Here is a 14634-nt window from a genome sequence, read left to right as displayed (position 1 = left end):
GGTGAACGGCGAAGGCAATATCATTTTCTTGTAATTTTATTTCTAAATCTAAAGGCAAAACCACTTGATTCATGTTATAATCTTTAAACATAAGGACCCTTCTTTCCGATAAGATTTTGTATGGTAACTTTATTTTATCAGAAGTGGTCCTTATTTTAATGTAAAAATAAACAAAGCCGGTGAAATTTTACTCGTCGTAAAATTTCACCGGCTTTTTCGGTTCAGAGGAGGGTTTTGTCCCAGCCTCTTTCTATTCAGCTTAAAATTAACGTAGAAGTTGAAGAACTCCTTGTGGCTGTTGGTTAGCTTGAGCAAGCATTGCTTGAGCAGCTTGAGACAGAATTGAGTTCTTTGTTTGGTTCATCATTTCTTTCGCCATATCAACGTCACGGATACGAGATTCTGCAGCTGTTAGGTTTTCAGAAGATGTAGCTAGATTATTAATCGTGTGCTCTAGGCGGTTTTGGTTCGCACCTAGTTTAGAGCGTTCTGCAGAAACTTTTTCAATAGCACTTTGAATTGCAGTAACAGCTCTACCTGCATTTTCAGCTGATGATACGTCTAGGGCAGCTTCATTAGCAGTATTGTTAGTACCATCAGTAACTGTGGCTGCTGTTGTAAAACCGGCATTTCCTGCTGTACCAGTAATACCAAGAGCAGAAGCTCTCATGTCACTAAATTCTAAAGTCATAGTTTGGTTTTCATTCGCACCAATTTGAGTTGAGAATGATGATGTTGCTGGTGTTCCTGGTGTTCCGGCAACTGCTGCTGTTAGAGCTTGAGTCCAAGTATCGTTAGTAGCCACACCCGTAGCCGTTGATGTCTCAATAGTCATACCTTTATATGAGAATGTAGTCCCAGACAATGTAACGTCTGTTGTGCCTCCATCTGTAGACCAACCAGTAGCCGTTTTTGTAATAGTTAGTGTTTCATCTGCAGTACCCGTAAAAGTACCAGAAATTTGAACTGCCCCAGTCGCAGTATTACTTACATCTGCTGTCATATCTGTTGCTGACGCAATTGTAGTAGCTGGTGTTCCGGCACTACCACCTGCAGCAGGTGTTACTGTACCAGCACTAGCATTTAAAAGCTTTTGATTGTTAAACTCTGTAGTGTTGCCGATACGGTTAATTTCCGATGTTAATTGGTTAATCTCTTTTTGAATTTCACCACGGTCTGTACCTGTATTTGTATCGTTACCAGCTTGAACAGCTAGTTCACGCATACGTTGAAGAATGTCGTGAGTTTCGTTTAAAGCACCTTCTGCCGTTTGAATCATTGAGATTGAATCCTGTGCATTTTTCCCAGCTTGGTCTAAACCACGAATTTGCCCGCGCATTTTTTCTGAGATTGCTAGCCCAGCTGCGTTATCTCCAGCTTTGTTAATTGCAAGACCAGAAGATAATTTCTCCATTGATTTTGATTGAGCAGCGTTTGCATTACCGAACTGACGGTATGTGTTCAACGCCGCAATATTATGATTAATTCTCATTTTCATTTCCTCCTTGAATATGTTTTTGCCCACGTCCGTGTGAGCTTGTTTTAACTCCCTGCCAATCGGCCGCCTGGCAGTTTGTCTTTACAAGAATGATATCGTCTTTTTTTTTGGATTGTTTAGCGGTTTCTTTACTTTTTTCAAAAGAAAAACCAAGACGGTTTAGGGCCTTGGTTTGGTGTCATTTATTGTTTGTAAGATGTCCATCATATTGGCTACCGGCTTGGATGCCTGGTGATTTTCCAGCTGTATTTCTTCATAGATTTCTTGGCGATGGACTTCAACGTCACGCGGGGCCTTGATGCCGAGCTTGACTTGGTCACCGCTAATAGAGAGAACGGTCACTTCAATGTCTTCACCGATTTTGATTGTTTCGTTCGTTTTACGCGTTAGGACTAGCATGGTTGTTCCCTCCTTAGTTGTTTACGGGTTGAAACAGCGCGTGCTTGGTTTGGTAGGCTTCGTTGTTTAAGATAACTTGCTTGGCTTGATTGTTTTTTGTATTAATAACAATTGGCGCCTGCAGATTTGCCGTAATTTTAGTAACGTCGTCATGCATTGTTAAAATAACGTATACGGCAGCGTCACTTCCGCTTTCCAGCTGAAGCTGCTTGACTGTTGTCTCATCTAATTTAAAGTCATAATCTGGGAAGAATTGAAACGGCTCGGTCATCACGAACGCAACTTCCTGCGTGTTCGTAGACTGTAACACGTGGAACATATCAGCGTTTGGAAGTGGCAAGACCACAAATTGCGTTTCGTGTGGAAACCCAGGAAGACCTTTTTCAAGTGTTAATGAGGGTTGTTCAATTTGAACATCACCGTGATAAGCTGTTTTAAGCATGAGCTACACCTCTTGTTTAATTGTTGAGATTAATAGTGTTTCAGGTACATAGTTTATTTTGACACTAAACGGACTTGGAATAAAGGTTATGTTGCTTGGATAGATGGGCTTTTCGCTGTTGCGCTTGGCTTGATTAGCGAGTGGGTTACCACCTTGTTCAATTTTCATTAACTCTTTTCCTTCTTGGACTGCTTTTGTGATAGATTCCATCACCGCTTGTTTACCTTCATTCGCTTCTTCGTCCATGCTTTTTAAAATTGATTGCAGGTTCATTTCTTCCCACGCCTTAGTTTGGTCAATAGTAAGCCGCGACGGTGTCTTTTCGACAATGACCTGGATTTTTTCTGTCGAAACGTCGACTGGCTGCGGCTGAATGATGGGTGGCATGGCGTAAGAGGCTTGTATGGCACTAACTTGCATCAGCATTCCTCCTAAAAAAACCCCTTCAAAGAAGGAGTTTTGGTTTAGCGTAAAAAGTCAAGAAGCGTTGGCTGAATTAGTTTGGCACCAACCGATAAGGAAGCACGGTGCACGCTTTCTTGAATGGTTAAGTCCGTAATAACTTTCTCAATATCAGCATCTTCGTTATCTGAAATCATGCGGCTAGCAGTAATTTCTTGAGAAGCAATGCGATTTTCAATGAGCTCCAGGCGATTGTTTCTCGCACCAAGCTCTGAGCGCTCTGCTGATAGAGTTGATAAATAGTCATCAACTTGTGTTGATAATTGTTGAAGCGATTCAACATCGTTGTTTTCAAAACCCGCTTGAATACTATCGATGAAATCAAACGATTCTTGCGAAAAGATACGGTCAGCATTAATATTGACGCGTAGGCTGACGCCTTTTGATACTTCAACTGAAAACGGATCAGCATTAATTTGGGAAGCAATCGAGCCATCCGCATTTTGAGTAACGGGCGCGTTTCCTACGTTCACGCCGTTAAAGATATATCTTCCCGCTACTTGCGTATTGGCTACCTGCATAAAATCAAGCTTCAGCTGTTCAATTTCACGGGCAATTGCTTGGCGATCTTGTCCCTCGTTCGTACCGTTTGTTCCTTGAACCATAAGCTCTTTGGCACGTTGAAAAATGGAGTTAACCTGTTCAAGCCCCGCTTCAGAGTTATCAAACCACGAATAGGCTTCGGTTAAATTTCGTTTGTATTGATCAATTTCAGATAGGTTAGACCTGTATGCCATCCCCTTTGTAGCGATAACAGGATCATCTGATGGACGCGTAATTTTCTTACCCGTTGACAGCTGATTTTGCAAGGTTTGGAGCTGAGTATAACTGCTGTTAATATGTCGTAATGAGTTGGCCGCTAGCATGCTTTGTGTAATTCGCATCGTTATCTACCACCCGTTCCTAATCCGTTAATAATGCGATCTAACATCTCATCAATCATTGTCACCATGCGGGCACTTGCATTATAAGCGTGCTGGAATTGAATCATATTGCTCATTTCTTCATCGATTGAAACGGAGCTCGTCGATTGTTTTCGTTGCTCCACGGCTTGTTGAAGCGTTTCTGAGTTTCCTTTTAAGCGGTTTGCCTGCTGGCCGTTAACGGCCATTTGGCCAATAAGAGACTGGTAATATTCTTTCATGGATACAGTTTGATCGTCAGTAAGCTGAATAAGAACGCTATCACGGAAGTTAGCGAGCGCTAGCGCATTGCTTCCATCTCCTTTACGATCTCCTTCTATTTGTGACTGAGAAGCAGCAGCTATGTTGTTGGTACTTTGAATAATTTCATTTGATAGCGTAATGCTTTTCGCAGTGCCTTTTCCCTCCGTAATTGGATTAAAGAAAGATACACCCGTTTGGCCATCTAACGTTACGCCTTGTTCGTGCTGGCTGTTAAACCAATTCACAAACTCAAAGGCCATTTTATCAAGAGACGCTAGCATGTCAGAATATACACCTTTTGTTTGGCCATTTTCGTCTACGTAACCTGCTGATTCAATCAATCCTTTAAGCTTACCTTGTGAAAGGTTGGCTGGCGAAAGCGTTTGGCCACCTACACGAACATCCGTTACGCTTCCGTCCGTATCGTTTATCGTAAACGCTGCAGCTTGACGAGTTTGGCCATTTACTAACGTAACAGGACCGTTTGCGGTTTGCATCGTAACCGTCACGGTTCCTTCGGCTACGGGCAGGCTGTTACCGCTTGTTTGATCATACTGTATGTCAAATTCTACAAACTGTGAAAGTTCGTCTAGTAAGCGGTCACGCTCATCATATAAATCATTTGGCAAATAGCCGTGCACTTCAATATCATTAATTTGTTTATTAACGTTATTGATTTGCTCAAGAACCGAGTTCATTTGCTTGACGGTTACATCAATTTCAGATTGTAAATCACCTTGAATGACTTCGAGCGATGTGGATAGATACGTAAATGTATCGGCAATTGCATTTGCTCTCTCACGTGCAACAGAGCGAGCACCGGCATTTGATGGATTTGCAGCAACGTCTTGAAGTGCTTCGAAAAATTGATCAAATGTTGCTGACAATCCGTCTTCAGATGGCTCATTTAGAATCTCTTCCATTTTGTCAATGGCTGCCGATTTGGCATTCCAATAGCCTACCTTAACTGTTTCTCCTCTGTATTGTACATCAAGGAACTGATCGCGCACACGCTCAATCGTTTTGGCATCCACTCCCGTACCAAGTTGACCCGTCACTCCTGGACGGTTCATTCCCGGTGTTGGGTAAGGCGTACTCGCTTCAAACGTAACACGCTGACGAGTATAGCCTGGCGTGTTAGCATTGGCGATATTTTGCCCCACTGTGTATAGTGCTGACTGCTGCGCATCCATGCCTCTCTTTGCAACCTGCAGCCCATGAAAAGTTGAAATCATTACATTCTCTCCTTCATTCTCTACGCTTTTGACTGAAAGGTAGATGCTTGTGTAAGTGATGGTACATCGTTTTCTGCTTTTGTATAATTATATGAATCTGCTTGTTGAGATGAGGTTAATAAGTCAAGCTCAAGATTAATGAGCTGCAGAGATTGTGTTAGCAGTTGTTGATTTAACTCATTTTTCCTCTGAATGCTTTCAATAAGTTCAATGAGCTGGCTTTGAAGTGGTTGAAGGGTAATGGCCTGTTCAATCTGTGCGATATTTTCCATGAGCAACATGCGCTGTTTTTCCAAAGCTTCTATCGCCGCAACGTGCGTCTGCTCATCTTTAAGCACATGGGTTAACTCTTTGATATTTTGGCTGATGATAATTGCCTTTTTCTTGTCTGTTAAAGCTAATAAGCTCTTATGCAATGCGATTTGCTTCGTTAAAATTTCAGTCAGTTTCCCGCTATTCAATTTTTGTCATTCCCTTTATTTTTTATAAAAGTTGATAAGCCCTTTCGCCACTTCTTCTGCGTTAACTTTATATGCCCCATTTTCAATCTGCTGCTTTAACTGTTCAATCTTTGCTGAGCGCTCTGTGGCATTTGTACTCATTTGCTGAAGCTCTTTCGCTTCTTTTGAAATTTGCACATCATCTCGTTTTCCTGTTTGCTGAGCTTTTTCCATTTTTTCAGCTGCCTTTTGATATGGATTTATTCTGCTAGAATGAGTTGAATTTATCTTCATCTTTGGTCACCTCTTTAAAGTTTGTATCCGCTATCTATCTACTCATTATATCGGAGCTTTGAATTAAACATTTAGCAACTCGCTCAAAGTTGAGACTAAATGCACAAACACGCTAAAAAGCTTCAAAATAAGTACGATTTTGTACCCAAACTAAAAAGGTCTTAAGAACCATTACCTTCACCAAAAAAAGATAACCAGTTCTTTATGTCTAGATTATTTATCTTTCAAACGATAAGTTGATAATCGATCCTGTCGTTCATTTTGACATTTTGTTTCTATTTCGTGCTTTGCTAGGTCATTTTTCAACTGCTGAGCGCAGCTATGACAAAGCTTTCCCTCTCTAATACTTTGACCACATTCTAGGCAAGGGTAGCCTAGGTTTGGAAACTTAGCTACCAGCAACCTTCCCTGCTGAATGAACTGCTGAATGCGCAGGTCGGGTACGTTCGTTTTTTTAACGACTTCATACATGGTTGCAGTTCGATTTTCTCGCTTTCGTAAAAAGGTAACCACGCGCTCATACTGGCCTTCTTCTTCCTGATAACAACTCGGGCAAATGTTGCGCGCTCCGCTTTGAACAAATAAGCTTCCACAACGTAAACAATTCGTTAACATGCTCCTTTTCCCTTTCTCTTCTCATTTCCTTTTGTATCGGCTGAACCGCTTATTTTTTCAACGGTAAATTGTAAAAGAATAGATTGCTGCCGCCACATCTTTTAGACAAAGCGCTGCTTCGTGTAGCGTAACGCCCGTTGTGTACAAATCATCGATTAAAATGACGTTTCTGTTTGTAACCAGCTCTGGATCCACAAGCTCGAACACCCTATGGTTTTGTAGCCTTTCTTCTCTCGTTTTCTTCGCTTGTTTCTCCGTATGCTTACGAGTAAGAGGGTAAGCTACTTCTGCCGGGAGTAAAGATGCCAACGCTTCCGCTTGATTAAACCCACGCTCATACATTCGCTCCTTGCTTAAAGGGATGGGAACCAGTACGGGGTTCTCAGGACTATATACCTTATAAAGCTGAGCGAAATCGTCAGTAAATATTTTATGAAGTTCGTAGTCACCTCGGTATTTAAACAAAGCCATTACCTCTTTTGCGAATTTATTATATTTATATAATGAACAGTTGCGAATTAAAGGTGATTTCTTTTTGTTCCATTGAACGCAGTCGATGCAATATTCACCCTCATAATAAGCTATAGGAAGCTCATTAAGCATTTTTCCACAACGTCTACAAAGTGGCTCTGAAAGCCCTTTAAAAGATGACTGGCACGTTTCACACAGCCACTTTCTTTGCTGTGGAGAAATCAGAGATGAGAAGCTATGAGCGGGTTCGATTGATGCATGGCACAGTAAACACCATATCATATCTGAATTAGACCTTGTTTTTTTGCCATATCGTTCATATCTACCATATGCTTTTTCGCTTTTTTCATTTCAACCGTTTGCCCATAGTGAAAGAAGACCACGTCTCCTTTTGGAAAATTTGCGCTTCTACCAACTCGGCCTGAAATTTGCACAAGTGCGCTTTCAGTGAAAATTTCATTTTCAGCACCTACTACAGCGACATCAATATTAGGGACAGTCACCCCTCGTTCTAAAATGGTTGTTGTAACCAAAATGGTATACTGCTGCTCACGAAATGCTTTTACCTTTTCTTTTCGCTCTTTATCTTCTGCGTGCACCCCAGCCACCCTTGGCGTTAGCTGTTGAATGAGTTCTACAACGGGCTGAACCCATTTGACCTTTGGTACAAACACAAAGCACTGCTTATCATCACACACTCGCTGCTTGATCCAGTTCAATACGGTAAAAGGTAACTTCTTTTTAACAAGCCTCTTCTGCCAGTTGCCACACCATACAAAACGAGGTATCGGAATGGGATAGCGGTGATAGCGAGCCGGTATTTTGACAGCTGCTAGCTTATTTTCTTTAACCTGTTGCTTAAGACTTTCACTGGGAGTTGCTGTTAAGTAAATAAGGGTTGATTCTGCTTTACGAGCTTTGTGGGCAGCATACTGCAACATTGGTTCTGCTGAATAAGGAAATGCATCTACTTCGTCAATGATCATGACGTCAAATGCTTCATAGTAACGCAAAAGCTGATGAGTAGTTGTGAGGATCAGAGAAGAGTGCTTCCCTTTATCAGCACTTCCGCCGTAAAGAGCCACTACTTCCAACTCTTGAAACGCTTGTTGAAGCCTTGGATGAAGCTCCAGGACTACGTCCGTTCTCGGCGTGGCGACGCATACCGATTTACCCAAAGCAAGCGCTTTTGAAATACCTTCAAAGAGAACTTCCGTTTTTCCAGCTCCACAAACGGCCCACACGAGCAGCTCTTGCTTTGAATGTACGGCTTCTACCATTTGGCTAGAAGCCGTTTGCTGAGCAGGAGAGAGCTTTCCTTTCCACGTAAGAGTTGGTGAAGAAACCTCACGTAAAGGAGGCCCTTTCCACGTGATAAGAGGCGTACATTCCGATACCCGCCCCATCCCAATGCAGGCACGGCAATACGCACATGTGCTGTAACAGCGACCACAGTGAAACGAAGCAAATAAGTGCTGCTGCTGATTTCCACAGCGCATGCAGGTCATCACGTCTTTTTTCACAATTGACTTTTGATAGTGGATATAGCCTTGTTCGTAATGTTCATGAAGAGTAGAAAAAGAAAATGAAGCTAGTTCATCAGGGAGTAGTTGCTTGCCAACGAGGAATTGCTGGAGGCTTGCATTAAATGAAAATGTAGGGTTAACAGCGGGTGTATGCCATTCAGGAAGCCGTGAAATGGCCTGCGCTTCCTGTGAACCATTCGGTACTAACTGATTGTCATGTAGGATAAATCGCAAAAACATCGCTCCTTTCATCCTAACTAGTACGAGATGAACTGACTAAATTCCTGCAATAAAAAAACCAAACTAACAAAAAGTTAGTTTGGCTTTATTCTTTATACCAACCAACACCGATGGCACCTTCTCCAAGATGGGTACCAATAACAGGTCCAAAGTATGAAAGACTCCACTCAATGTGAGGGTACTTTTCTTGCAGTTTTGCTTTAAATTCCGCTGCCTCTGAAGGACGATTCGCATGAATCACTACACCTTTCATTGGCGCAAGCTCACGTGCATCCTCATCCAGTAGCTCTACGATACGTTTTAACGCGCGCTTTCTCGTACGAATTTTTTCATAAGGAACAATTTTCTTGTCAACAAAGTGAAGCAGTGGCTTAACTTGCAACAAACTTCCAATAATCGCTTGAGCTGCATTTAAGCGCCCTCCACGCTGCAAATGTGACAAATCGTCTGCCATAAAGTAAGCGCGTATAGACGTTTTCATTTCATCAAAACGATTCACAATCTCTGCTGGCGTACGACCAGCTTCCGCCATTTTAGCTCCTTCAAGAACATAAAAGCCTTGCACCATGCAGCTAATTTCAGAATCGTATACCTGCACGTCAAAACCTGAAACCATTTCGCTTGCTGAAAGTGCCCCTTGATAGGTTCCGCTAATCCCACTTGAGAGCGTCACAACGACCGCTGACTCATAACCATCACGCTGTAGCTGCTCATACAGTTCAACAAACTCACCAATTGGAGGCTGAGAGGTTGTTGGCAATGTTTTGGCATCTTTAATTTTATGAAAATATTCTTCCGCCGTTACGTCTATTTCTTCACGATAAGTTTCATTACCAAAAATAACGCTAAGCGGTACCATATGTATGTCATGTTGAGCGCGCACTTCTTCTGATATATACGCTGTACTATCAGTAATAATTGCCGTTTTCATTTGAAAGGGTCCATCCTTTTTTATTATTTAAAAATAAGTTCACTCTATTTTACAACATTTCAATTTAAAATGCATGTTTACAAAAACAAAGAAAGCCCTTTTAACCTTCCCTCTTTTCACGTATAGATGTTGACCAATAAACCTTGGATTTCACCTACTCTTGCTAAAAGCTGAAGCTCATTCGTTGTTTTATTTAGCACGTCGTTTGTTAGATCAACAAGCTTACGATCGACTTCTTTTACAAGCTTATATACCTTTGTCGTTCCTCTTCTGTTAAAGCCTCTCTGTTCATGCAGTTCAAAGCCATTTTTAACTGCATCATCCATAAACTCTTTCACCAGGGCTTTGTACTTTCGAAGCACATCAACCGTCTGATTCTTGGCTAGATGACGACCTTGTTCATCGATTTTTGTCACCAGTTGTGATAAACGCTCATGGGTGAGGTCACGCTGCTTTTTAGCCATAACGTCCGTGAACGTAATTGATTCTTGAACCTCTTTCGCTTTAGAAACGTTTGGTTGATTTGTCAGTCCGTTAATTCGCTGAACATCCATTTCTATTCCTCTTTCATTTTTACTTGTATTATACAGGAAAAAGAGAAAAGCATCGTGCTTTTCTCTCGTTTTCATAATCCATTATTTTAACAGCTGTAAAATTCCTTGTGGAAGCTGGTTAGCCTGTGCAAGCATCGCTTGCGCAGCTTGGTTTAAAATGTTGTTTTTCGTAAACTCCGTCATCTCCTGTGCCATATCCACGTCACGAATTCGCGATTCAGAAGCCGTTAAGTTTTCACTCATTGTACTGATATTGCTCATCGCATGCTCAAGGCGGTTTTGTGCAGCACCAAGCGTTGAGCGATCTTTTGACACAGCAGCAATCGCTTTATCAAGCTGAGTAATAGCAGTTGTTGCATTTGTTGCGGTTGTAATAGAAGTTGTCGTAAGACCTAAAGTTGCCGTCGTAACGTCACCAATTTTAGCTAACTTTAACGCTAAGCTCGGAGCCTCTGGTGAAATTTGAAATTGAATATTCGTTGTTTTCCCATCTAATAAATTTGTACCGTTAAATTGTGTTGTTTGTGCGATACGGTCGATTTCCTGCTTTAACTGCTGCACTTCAGCATCTAAATACGCACGGTCTTCCGTGTCTTGGTACGTGCCATTTGAAGACTGGACGGCTAGTTCACGCATACGCTGAAGCATGCTGTGCACTTCCTGCATGCCGCCTTCTGCTGTTTGAATGAGTGAAATTCCGTCTAATGCATTGCGTTCTGCCATATCTAAAGCGCGAATTTGAGAACGCATTTTCTCTGAAATAGCTAATCCTGCTGCATCGTCCGCTGCGCGGTTAATACGAAGTCCAGATGATAGTTTCTCTAAGCTTTTCGACGTATTCATTTGATTCGTAGATAAGTTTTTATAAGCATTTAACGCTTGAATATTATGATTGATTCTCATTGAATAAGCTCCTTTTTTATAATGTCGTTGTGCTAATTTGTCTCTCATAAGACGATAGTTTTCTATGAACGCTCGGTCGCTTTTGGGCTACTTCTTCACTCATTACCTTATTCCAAGCAGCTGAAATTTCAGTTAGAACGCGATGAGCGTCTTGTAAAATCGTAATATCCTTCTTCATATTCCCTTCTACCACTCGTTCTGCTACATAGTTATAAATCGTATCAAGCTGCTCCGCAATAACACCTGCTTCATATTTCAAGCCGACGCCTAGGCGATGAAGGATATCACTTGTATTTTTTAAATTTTCATTTGCTGTATAGAAATCTTTGTTATGAATATGTTCAATGCTTTCTTCAATATTTAAAATCGCTTTTTCATACAGCATAGCCGTTAGCTGCTGCGATGTTTTTTGATAAAGAAGCTCTTCCGTTAAAAAGTCCAATTCCTCTTATCTCCCTTGTGTATTCCTTTTTTTACTTATCGGCACGTCTAGTAGCCATTTTCATTCATATCCTCGACTTTTTTTACAAATAAAAGAATTTCGGCAATAACTCCGTACAGCTGCGGGGGGATTTGATCTCCTAGCTCAATATCCATCAAATTCGTCAGAAGCGTTTCGTCTTCTTGCAGTGGAATATCATGCTGCTTTGCAAGGTTGAGAATTCGATTCGCCGTCGAACCTGACCCTTGCGCAACAACTTTTGGTGCTCCCTCTCCTTGCTCATAGCGAATGACCGTTGCAGAAGGACCTCGCTTTTGCCTCCGATTCGCTGTATTAATATATTGGTAGTTCATATTGAATAATCAAACCCTTTCATTGAAAGCATTGGGATTTGTTTCTTAATTGGTGCTTTCACTTCGTCTTCTCTTCCATTTCGTAGCTCTGCATAGGAGACTCCCGTAATCGCGTAACCAATTGCTTCAATTTTACCCTTTAATTCATCAACAACCGTATCAGCGTTGGATGCAAACGCATCGCTGTTCGTTTCAAATGAAATGGATAGATTGCGATCCGATGCTTTTAACATCACGCCAATCTCACCGAGCTGCTTCGTCTCAAACAGAAAGTATAAGCTTGTATTTTCCCAGTCAATTTTCTCACGCTTTTTATTTGACTGAATAAATACTTTCATCGTTCCTACTTCACCTTTTAGCGTAAAAGGTAGCTGCATATAAAGCTGCTGCGCTGATGAAGAATCATGCTTGTTTAAAAGCTGCTGACCTGTGATATGTTGAAGAGCTGAATCAGCTGTTTGAGCTGCCATGCTCGCATATTCTCCTTTTAACAGGCCACTTTTCACATCATCTGTGGATGCTTGCTGGTGTCCTTGTAGCACATGTAATGCCTCTTTTTCGCGCTGAAACCCCAATCTCTTTACGGTTTCATAGATATCTCTGGCTCCTATTTCTGGCTCATCAGCAACGCTAACCCCTGGTAAAGCAATTTTTGAAAACAACTCGTCTTGAACAAAATGCATCATCTTTTGGTGAGAAGGCTTATAATCCATTCCTTTAATCATTTCTTTGATTTGCATAACTAAGCTATGAGCTTGAGAGCGATCTCCCTGTGCTAATAGACTTTTCGCTTCTTGAAGAAGCTGACTAGCCTTTAACATTTCTTTTTCAGATTTCATATCTGCATATAGCATGAAATCACTTTGTAAAATGGCTTTATCAAGCTGCTTAACGGTTGCTTCTAATAGCTGTGACGCCTTCATTTTTGCTGAAGGTGCTGATTCTTGAAGCAAATCTGCAACATAGAGAAGCTGACGATTTACCTGCTGCTGTACATTTTGAAATTCTTTTGTGATATACGCCAGTTTTTCTGTCACAACCGTTACAACCACATCTTTTGTAGCAACATGAAGAGGTAGTTCTTTTGCTGATGGTTGTTCAAAACTCTCGCTAATAGCCACTAGCACCTCATTTATTTGCTTTCTAGCAGCCATTTCTTTATGCTGATTTGCCAATTCACTTGCCTTACCAAGAGCTTGGCTTACTTTTTCAGCATGTGCTGGATGAGACTGTAAAGCTGGTAACACCTGATTCGAAAGGTGCTCAAGAGCAACTTTTATATTCGGTTCACGACTAAACGTACGTACAGCCAAATGAAGCGCTTCTTGAACACTTTTTGCATCTGCTTGTTTTGAATGTAGCGCCATTAACAAATCACTGATCCGCTGAAGAACAAGTTCTTGCAGCTTTGAGCCTTCTAGTAGCTTTTGCTGGACCTCTTGCGGTACACCGTTACTCTTTAATTCAAGAAGTAAAGTCTGCACTTCTTGTTTAGTTAGAGGGATATTTTTCAGCAAGTCATCTCGATTCAACTCTTTAAGGCCGCTCGCTGTGACGTCTTGACTCGTTCGAAAAATCCGCTGTAATTGCTCTACAATATTCTTAGGTATTTCTTTAACTTCTTTTAATTGTTGAAGAATATCTCCTACGCTATCACCTGTTTTTAGACGCTGAAGCAGTAAGTTGATTTCCTCTTGGCTAAAGGGGGATTTAGTCGATGCTTCCACACTTTTTAAGGCTCCCTCAACCTTGATCTGTAGCTCTGATGGCAAAGTTGGTCGATTAGCAACCGCTTCTTTAAAAAGCTCTTTTAATGCATCACCATGAAGAGCTTCATCAATTGCAGTAAGGTGATTTACCGTCACTTCTAGCTTTTTATTCACAAGAGCAGAAATCGTTTCATCTGTTTGTGAAACTGAGCGATTTGTTATAGTAAAAAAACGTTCTAGCGCCATCATCGAAGATTCTGTTACACGATATCCAGCATTTTTAAGCCTTTGAGCAGCTTGTTGTACTTGCTCTGAAGCAGCTGGCATAGTTGGTCTTTTGACTCGTTCCTCAAAATTTTCTGTTGGTATTTTCGATAAAACTTGTCCTTCTATATAACCTTCTTTTACATGCGTTACTTTTATTTTGATATGATCATTTTCATGCACTGGCTGGTCTAGGCGAACGGGTACTTCACGTCCCTTTACCTGCATAAGCACTTCTTTTTCATTCATTACTTCCTTAACTATTCCTTGCAGCGTATCTTCTGTTGCAATTGTAGTTGCCGAAGGCGCACTCGCGTGATGCAACGAATGGGATGACTGCTGAATTTTCATAGATTCACGCTCCATTAAGTCGCTTTACGACATATCTTTTCTACCGTATGTATCGGCTATTTTTTTGTGCTTTTCATATGTCTTTTCACCTAAAAAAGAGGCTGGGACAAAAGGTCTCTATAATCGAAAAAAGGTGAAGTCGCCGGTGCGACTTCGCCTTTTTTCAATTATTTTAAAGATATAAAGGCAAGATCTCACCCCCTTGCCACATATTTTCGTATATTCACGGCCATTAGTGCGAGGCCGGTTTCGTTTTCGACTTTGGATTTCCCACGAACAGAAAATCGTGTGAAACCTAAATTAGCCTTCAAGAATCCAAAAACTGGCTCCACGTCCATT

General features: G+C 41.3%; 18 protein-coding genes. All 18 read right to left on the bottom strand.

What is annotated here, in order from left to right; genetic code table 11:
• Positions 1-265 precede the first annotated feature (265 nt).
• On the bottom strand, positions 266-1492 hold the full coding sequence (locus tag A2U94_RS18420; RefSeq protein WP_025909633.1) for a flagellin N-terminal helical domain-containing protein: 1227 nt from the start codon (positions 1490-1492) through the stop codon (positions 266-268).
• Positions 1493-1657: 165 nt separating this feature from the next.
• Positions 1658-1897 (bottom strand): carbon storage regulator CsrA, encoded by a 240-nt coding sequence (gene csrA, locus A2U94_RS18415; protein WP_025909632.1) that lies wholly within the window; start codon positions 1895-1897, stop codon positions 1658-1660.
• 13 nt (positions 1898-1910) lie between these two features.
• The gene (gene fliW, locus A2U94_RS18410; RefSeq protein WP_025909631.1) at positions 1911-2339 is read right to left on the bottom strand and encodes a flagellar assembly protein FliW; all 429 of its coding nucleotides are present in this window, start codon (positions 2337-2339) and stop codon (positions 1911-1913) included.
• A 3-nt stretch (positions 2340-2342) separates the two neighbouring features.
• Positions 2343-2759, bottom strand: a complete 417-nt coding sequence (locus A2U94_RS18405; protein ID WP_051567125.1) for a DUF6470 family protein — start codon at positions 2757-2759, stop codon at positions 2343-2345.
• A 44-nt stretch (positions 2760-2803) separates the two neighbouring features.
• On the bottom strand, positions 2804-3685 hold the full coding sequence (flgL, locus tag A2U94_RS18400; protein ID WP_025909629.1) for a flagellar hook-associated protein FlgL: 882 nt from the start codon (positions 3683-3685) through the stop codon (positions 2804-2806).
• Positions 3686-3687: 2 nt separating this feature from the next.
• Complete coding sequence (gene flgK, locus A2U94_RS18395; RefSeq protein ID WP_025909628.1) at positions 3688-5202, bottom strand: flagellar hook-associated protein FlgK; 1515 nt, start codon at positions 5200-5202, stop codon at positions 3688-3690.
• Between the two features lie 20 nt (positions 5203-5222).
• Positions 5223-5663, bottom strand: a complete 441-nt coding sequence (locus A2U94_RS18390; protein WP_025909627.1) for a flagellar protein FlgN — start codon at positions 5661-5663, stop codon at positions 5223-5225.
• A 15-nt stretch (positions 5664-5678) separates the two neighbouring features.
• Entirely contained in the window at positions 5679-5936 is a 258-nt protein-coding gene (gene flgM, locus A2U94_RS18385) for a flagellar biosynthesis anti-sigma factor FlgM (protein WP_025909626.1), read from the bottom strand.
• A gap of 213 nt (positions 5937-6149) precedes the next feature.
• Entirely contained in the window at positions 6150-6551 is a 402-nt protein-coding gene (locus A2U94_RS18380; protein WP_025909625.1) for a TIGR03826 family flagellar region protein, read from the bottom strand.
• Between the two features lie 57 nt (positions 6552-6608).
• Positions 6609-7016 carry a ComF family protein gene (locus A2U94_RS18375; protein WP_081801858.1) on the bottom strand — a complete coding sequence of 136 codons (408 nt, stop codon included), beginning with the start codon at positions 7014-7016 and terminating at the stop codon, positions 6609-6611.
• A gap of 284 nt (positions 7017-7300) precedes the next feature.
• Positions 7301-8788, bottom strand: a complete 1488-nt coding sequence (locus A2U94_RS18370; RefSeq protein ID WP_286140576.1) for an ATP-dependent helicase ComFA — start codon at positions 8786-8788, stop codon at positions 7301-7303.
• 85 nt (positions 8789-8873) lie between these two features.
• Positions 8874-9719, bottom strand: coding sequence for a DegV family protein (locus tag A2U94_RS18365; protein ID WP_025909622.1), 846 nt, complete (start codon positions 9717-9719; stop codon positions 8874-8876).
• 116 nt (positions 9720-9835) lie between these two features.
• Complete coding sequence (locus A2U94_RS18360; protein WP_025909621.1) at positions 9836-10273, bottom strand: YaaR family protein; 438 nt, start codon at positions 10271-10273, stop codon at positions 9836-9838.
• An 81-nt stretch (positions 10274-10354) separates the two neighbouring features.
• A complete protein-coding gene (locus A2U94_RS18355; RefSeq protein ID WP_025909620.1) occupies positions 10355-11176 on the bottom strand; it encodes a flagellin N-terminal helical domain-containing protein in 822 nt (273 codons plus the stop codon).
• 16 nt (positions 11177-11192) lie between these two features.
• The gene (locus A2U94_RS18350; protein ID WP_025909619.1) at positions 11193-11618 is read right to left on the bottom strand and encodes a flagellar export chaperone FliS; all 426 of its coding nucleotides are present in this window, start codon (positions 11616-11618) and stop codon (positions 11193-11195) included.
• 47 nt (positions 11619-11665) lie between these two features.
• On the bottom strand, positions 11666-11971 hold the full coding sequence (locus A2U94_RS18345) for an EscU/YscU/HrcU family type III secretion system export apparatus switch protein (protein ID WP_025909618.1): 306 nt from the start codon (positions 11969-11971) through the stop codon (positions 11666-11668).
• A complete protein-coding gene (locus A2U94_RS18340; RefSeq protein ID WP_025909617.1) occupies positions 11968-14295 on the bottom strand; it encodes a hypothetical protein in 2328 nt (775 codons plus the stop codon). The genes A2U94_RS18345 and A2U94_RS18340 overlap by 4 nt, the downstream gene beginning before the upstream one ends.
• A 194-nt stretch (positions 14296-14489) precedes the next feature.
• Positions 14490-14634 (bottom strand): transposase (locus A2U94_RS20910; RefSeq protein WP_156482291.1); only part of this gene is annotated, 145 nt, incomplete at its 5' end.

This window comes from Bacillus sp. VT 712 (assembly GCF_001614195.1).
GTDB lineage: Bacteria > Bacillota > Bacilli > Bacillales > Bacillaceae_H > Priestia > Priestia flexa.
Note: the sequence above shows the minus strand (reverse complement) of the source record. Positions and strands in the feature narration are given on the sequence as shown.

Excerpts from the sequence above, each read along its gene's own strand:
- flgL (WP_025909629.1), bottom strand. The coding sequence starts at position 3,685 with ATGCGAATTACACAAAGCATGCTAGCGGCCAACTCATTACGACATATT.
- A2U94_RS18420 (WP_025909633.1), bottom strand. The coding sequence starts at position 1,492 with ATGAGAATTAATCATAATATTGCGGCGTTGAACACATACCGTCAGTTC.
- A2U94_RS18370 (WP_286140576.1), bottom strand. The coding sequence starts at position 8,788 with ATGTTTTTGCGATTTATCCTACATGACAATCAGTTAGTACCGAATGGT.
- A2U94_RS18365 (WP_025909622.1), bottom strand. The coding sequence starts at position 9,719 with ATGAAAACGGCAATTATTACTGATAGTACAGCGTATATATCAGAAGAA.
- A2U94_RS18355 (WP_025909620.1), bottom strand. The coding sequence starts at position 11,176 with ATGAGAATCAATCATAATATTCAAGCGTTAAATGCTTATAAAAACTTA.
- A2U94_RS18405 (WP_051567125.1), bottom strand. The coding sequence starts at position 2,759 with ATGCAAGTTAGTGCCATACAAGCCTCTTACGCCATGCCACCCATCATT.
- A2U94_RS18340 (WP_025909617.1), bottom strand. The coding sequence starts at position 14,295 with ATGAAAATTCAGCAGTCATCCCATTCGTTGCATCACGCGAGTGCGCCT.
- A2U94_RS18345 (WP_025909618.1), bottom strand. The coding sequence starts at position 11,971 with ATGAACTACCAATATATTAATACAGCGAATCGGAGGCAAAAGCGAGGT.
- A2U94_RS18360 (WP_025909621.1), bottom strand. The coding sequence starts at position 10,273 with ATGGATGTTCAGCGAATTAACGGACTGACAAATCAACCAAACGTTTCT.
- flgK (WP_025909628.1), bottom strand. The coding sequence starts at position 5,202 with ATGATTTCAACTTTTCATGGGCTGCAGGTTGCAAAGAGAGGCATGGAT.
- flgM (WP_025909626.1), bottom strand. The coding sequence starts at position 5,936 with ATGAAGATAAATTCAACTCATTCTAGCAGAATAAATCCATATCAAAAG.
- A2U94_RS18380 (WP_025909625.1), bottom strand. The coding sequence starts at position 6,551 with ATGTTAACGAATTGTTTACGTTGTGGAAGCTTATTTGTTCAAAGCGGA.
- csrA (WP_025909632.1), bottom strand. The coding sequence starts at position 1,897 with ATGCTAGTCCTAACGCGTAAAACGAACGAAACAATCAAAATCGGTGAA.
- fliW (WP_025909631.1), bottom strand. The coding sequence starts at position 2,339 with ATGCTTAAAACAGCTTATCACGGTGATGTTCAAATTGAACAACCCTCA.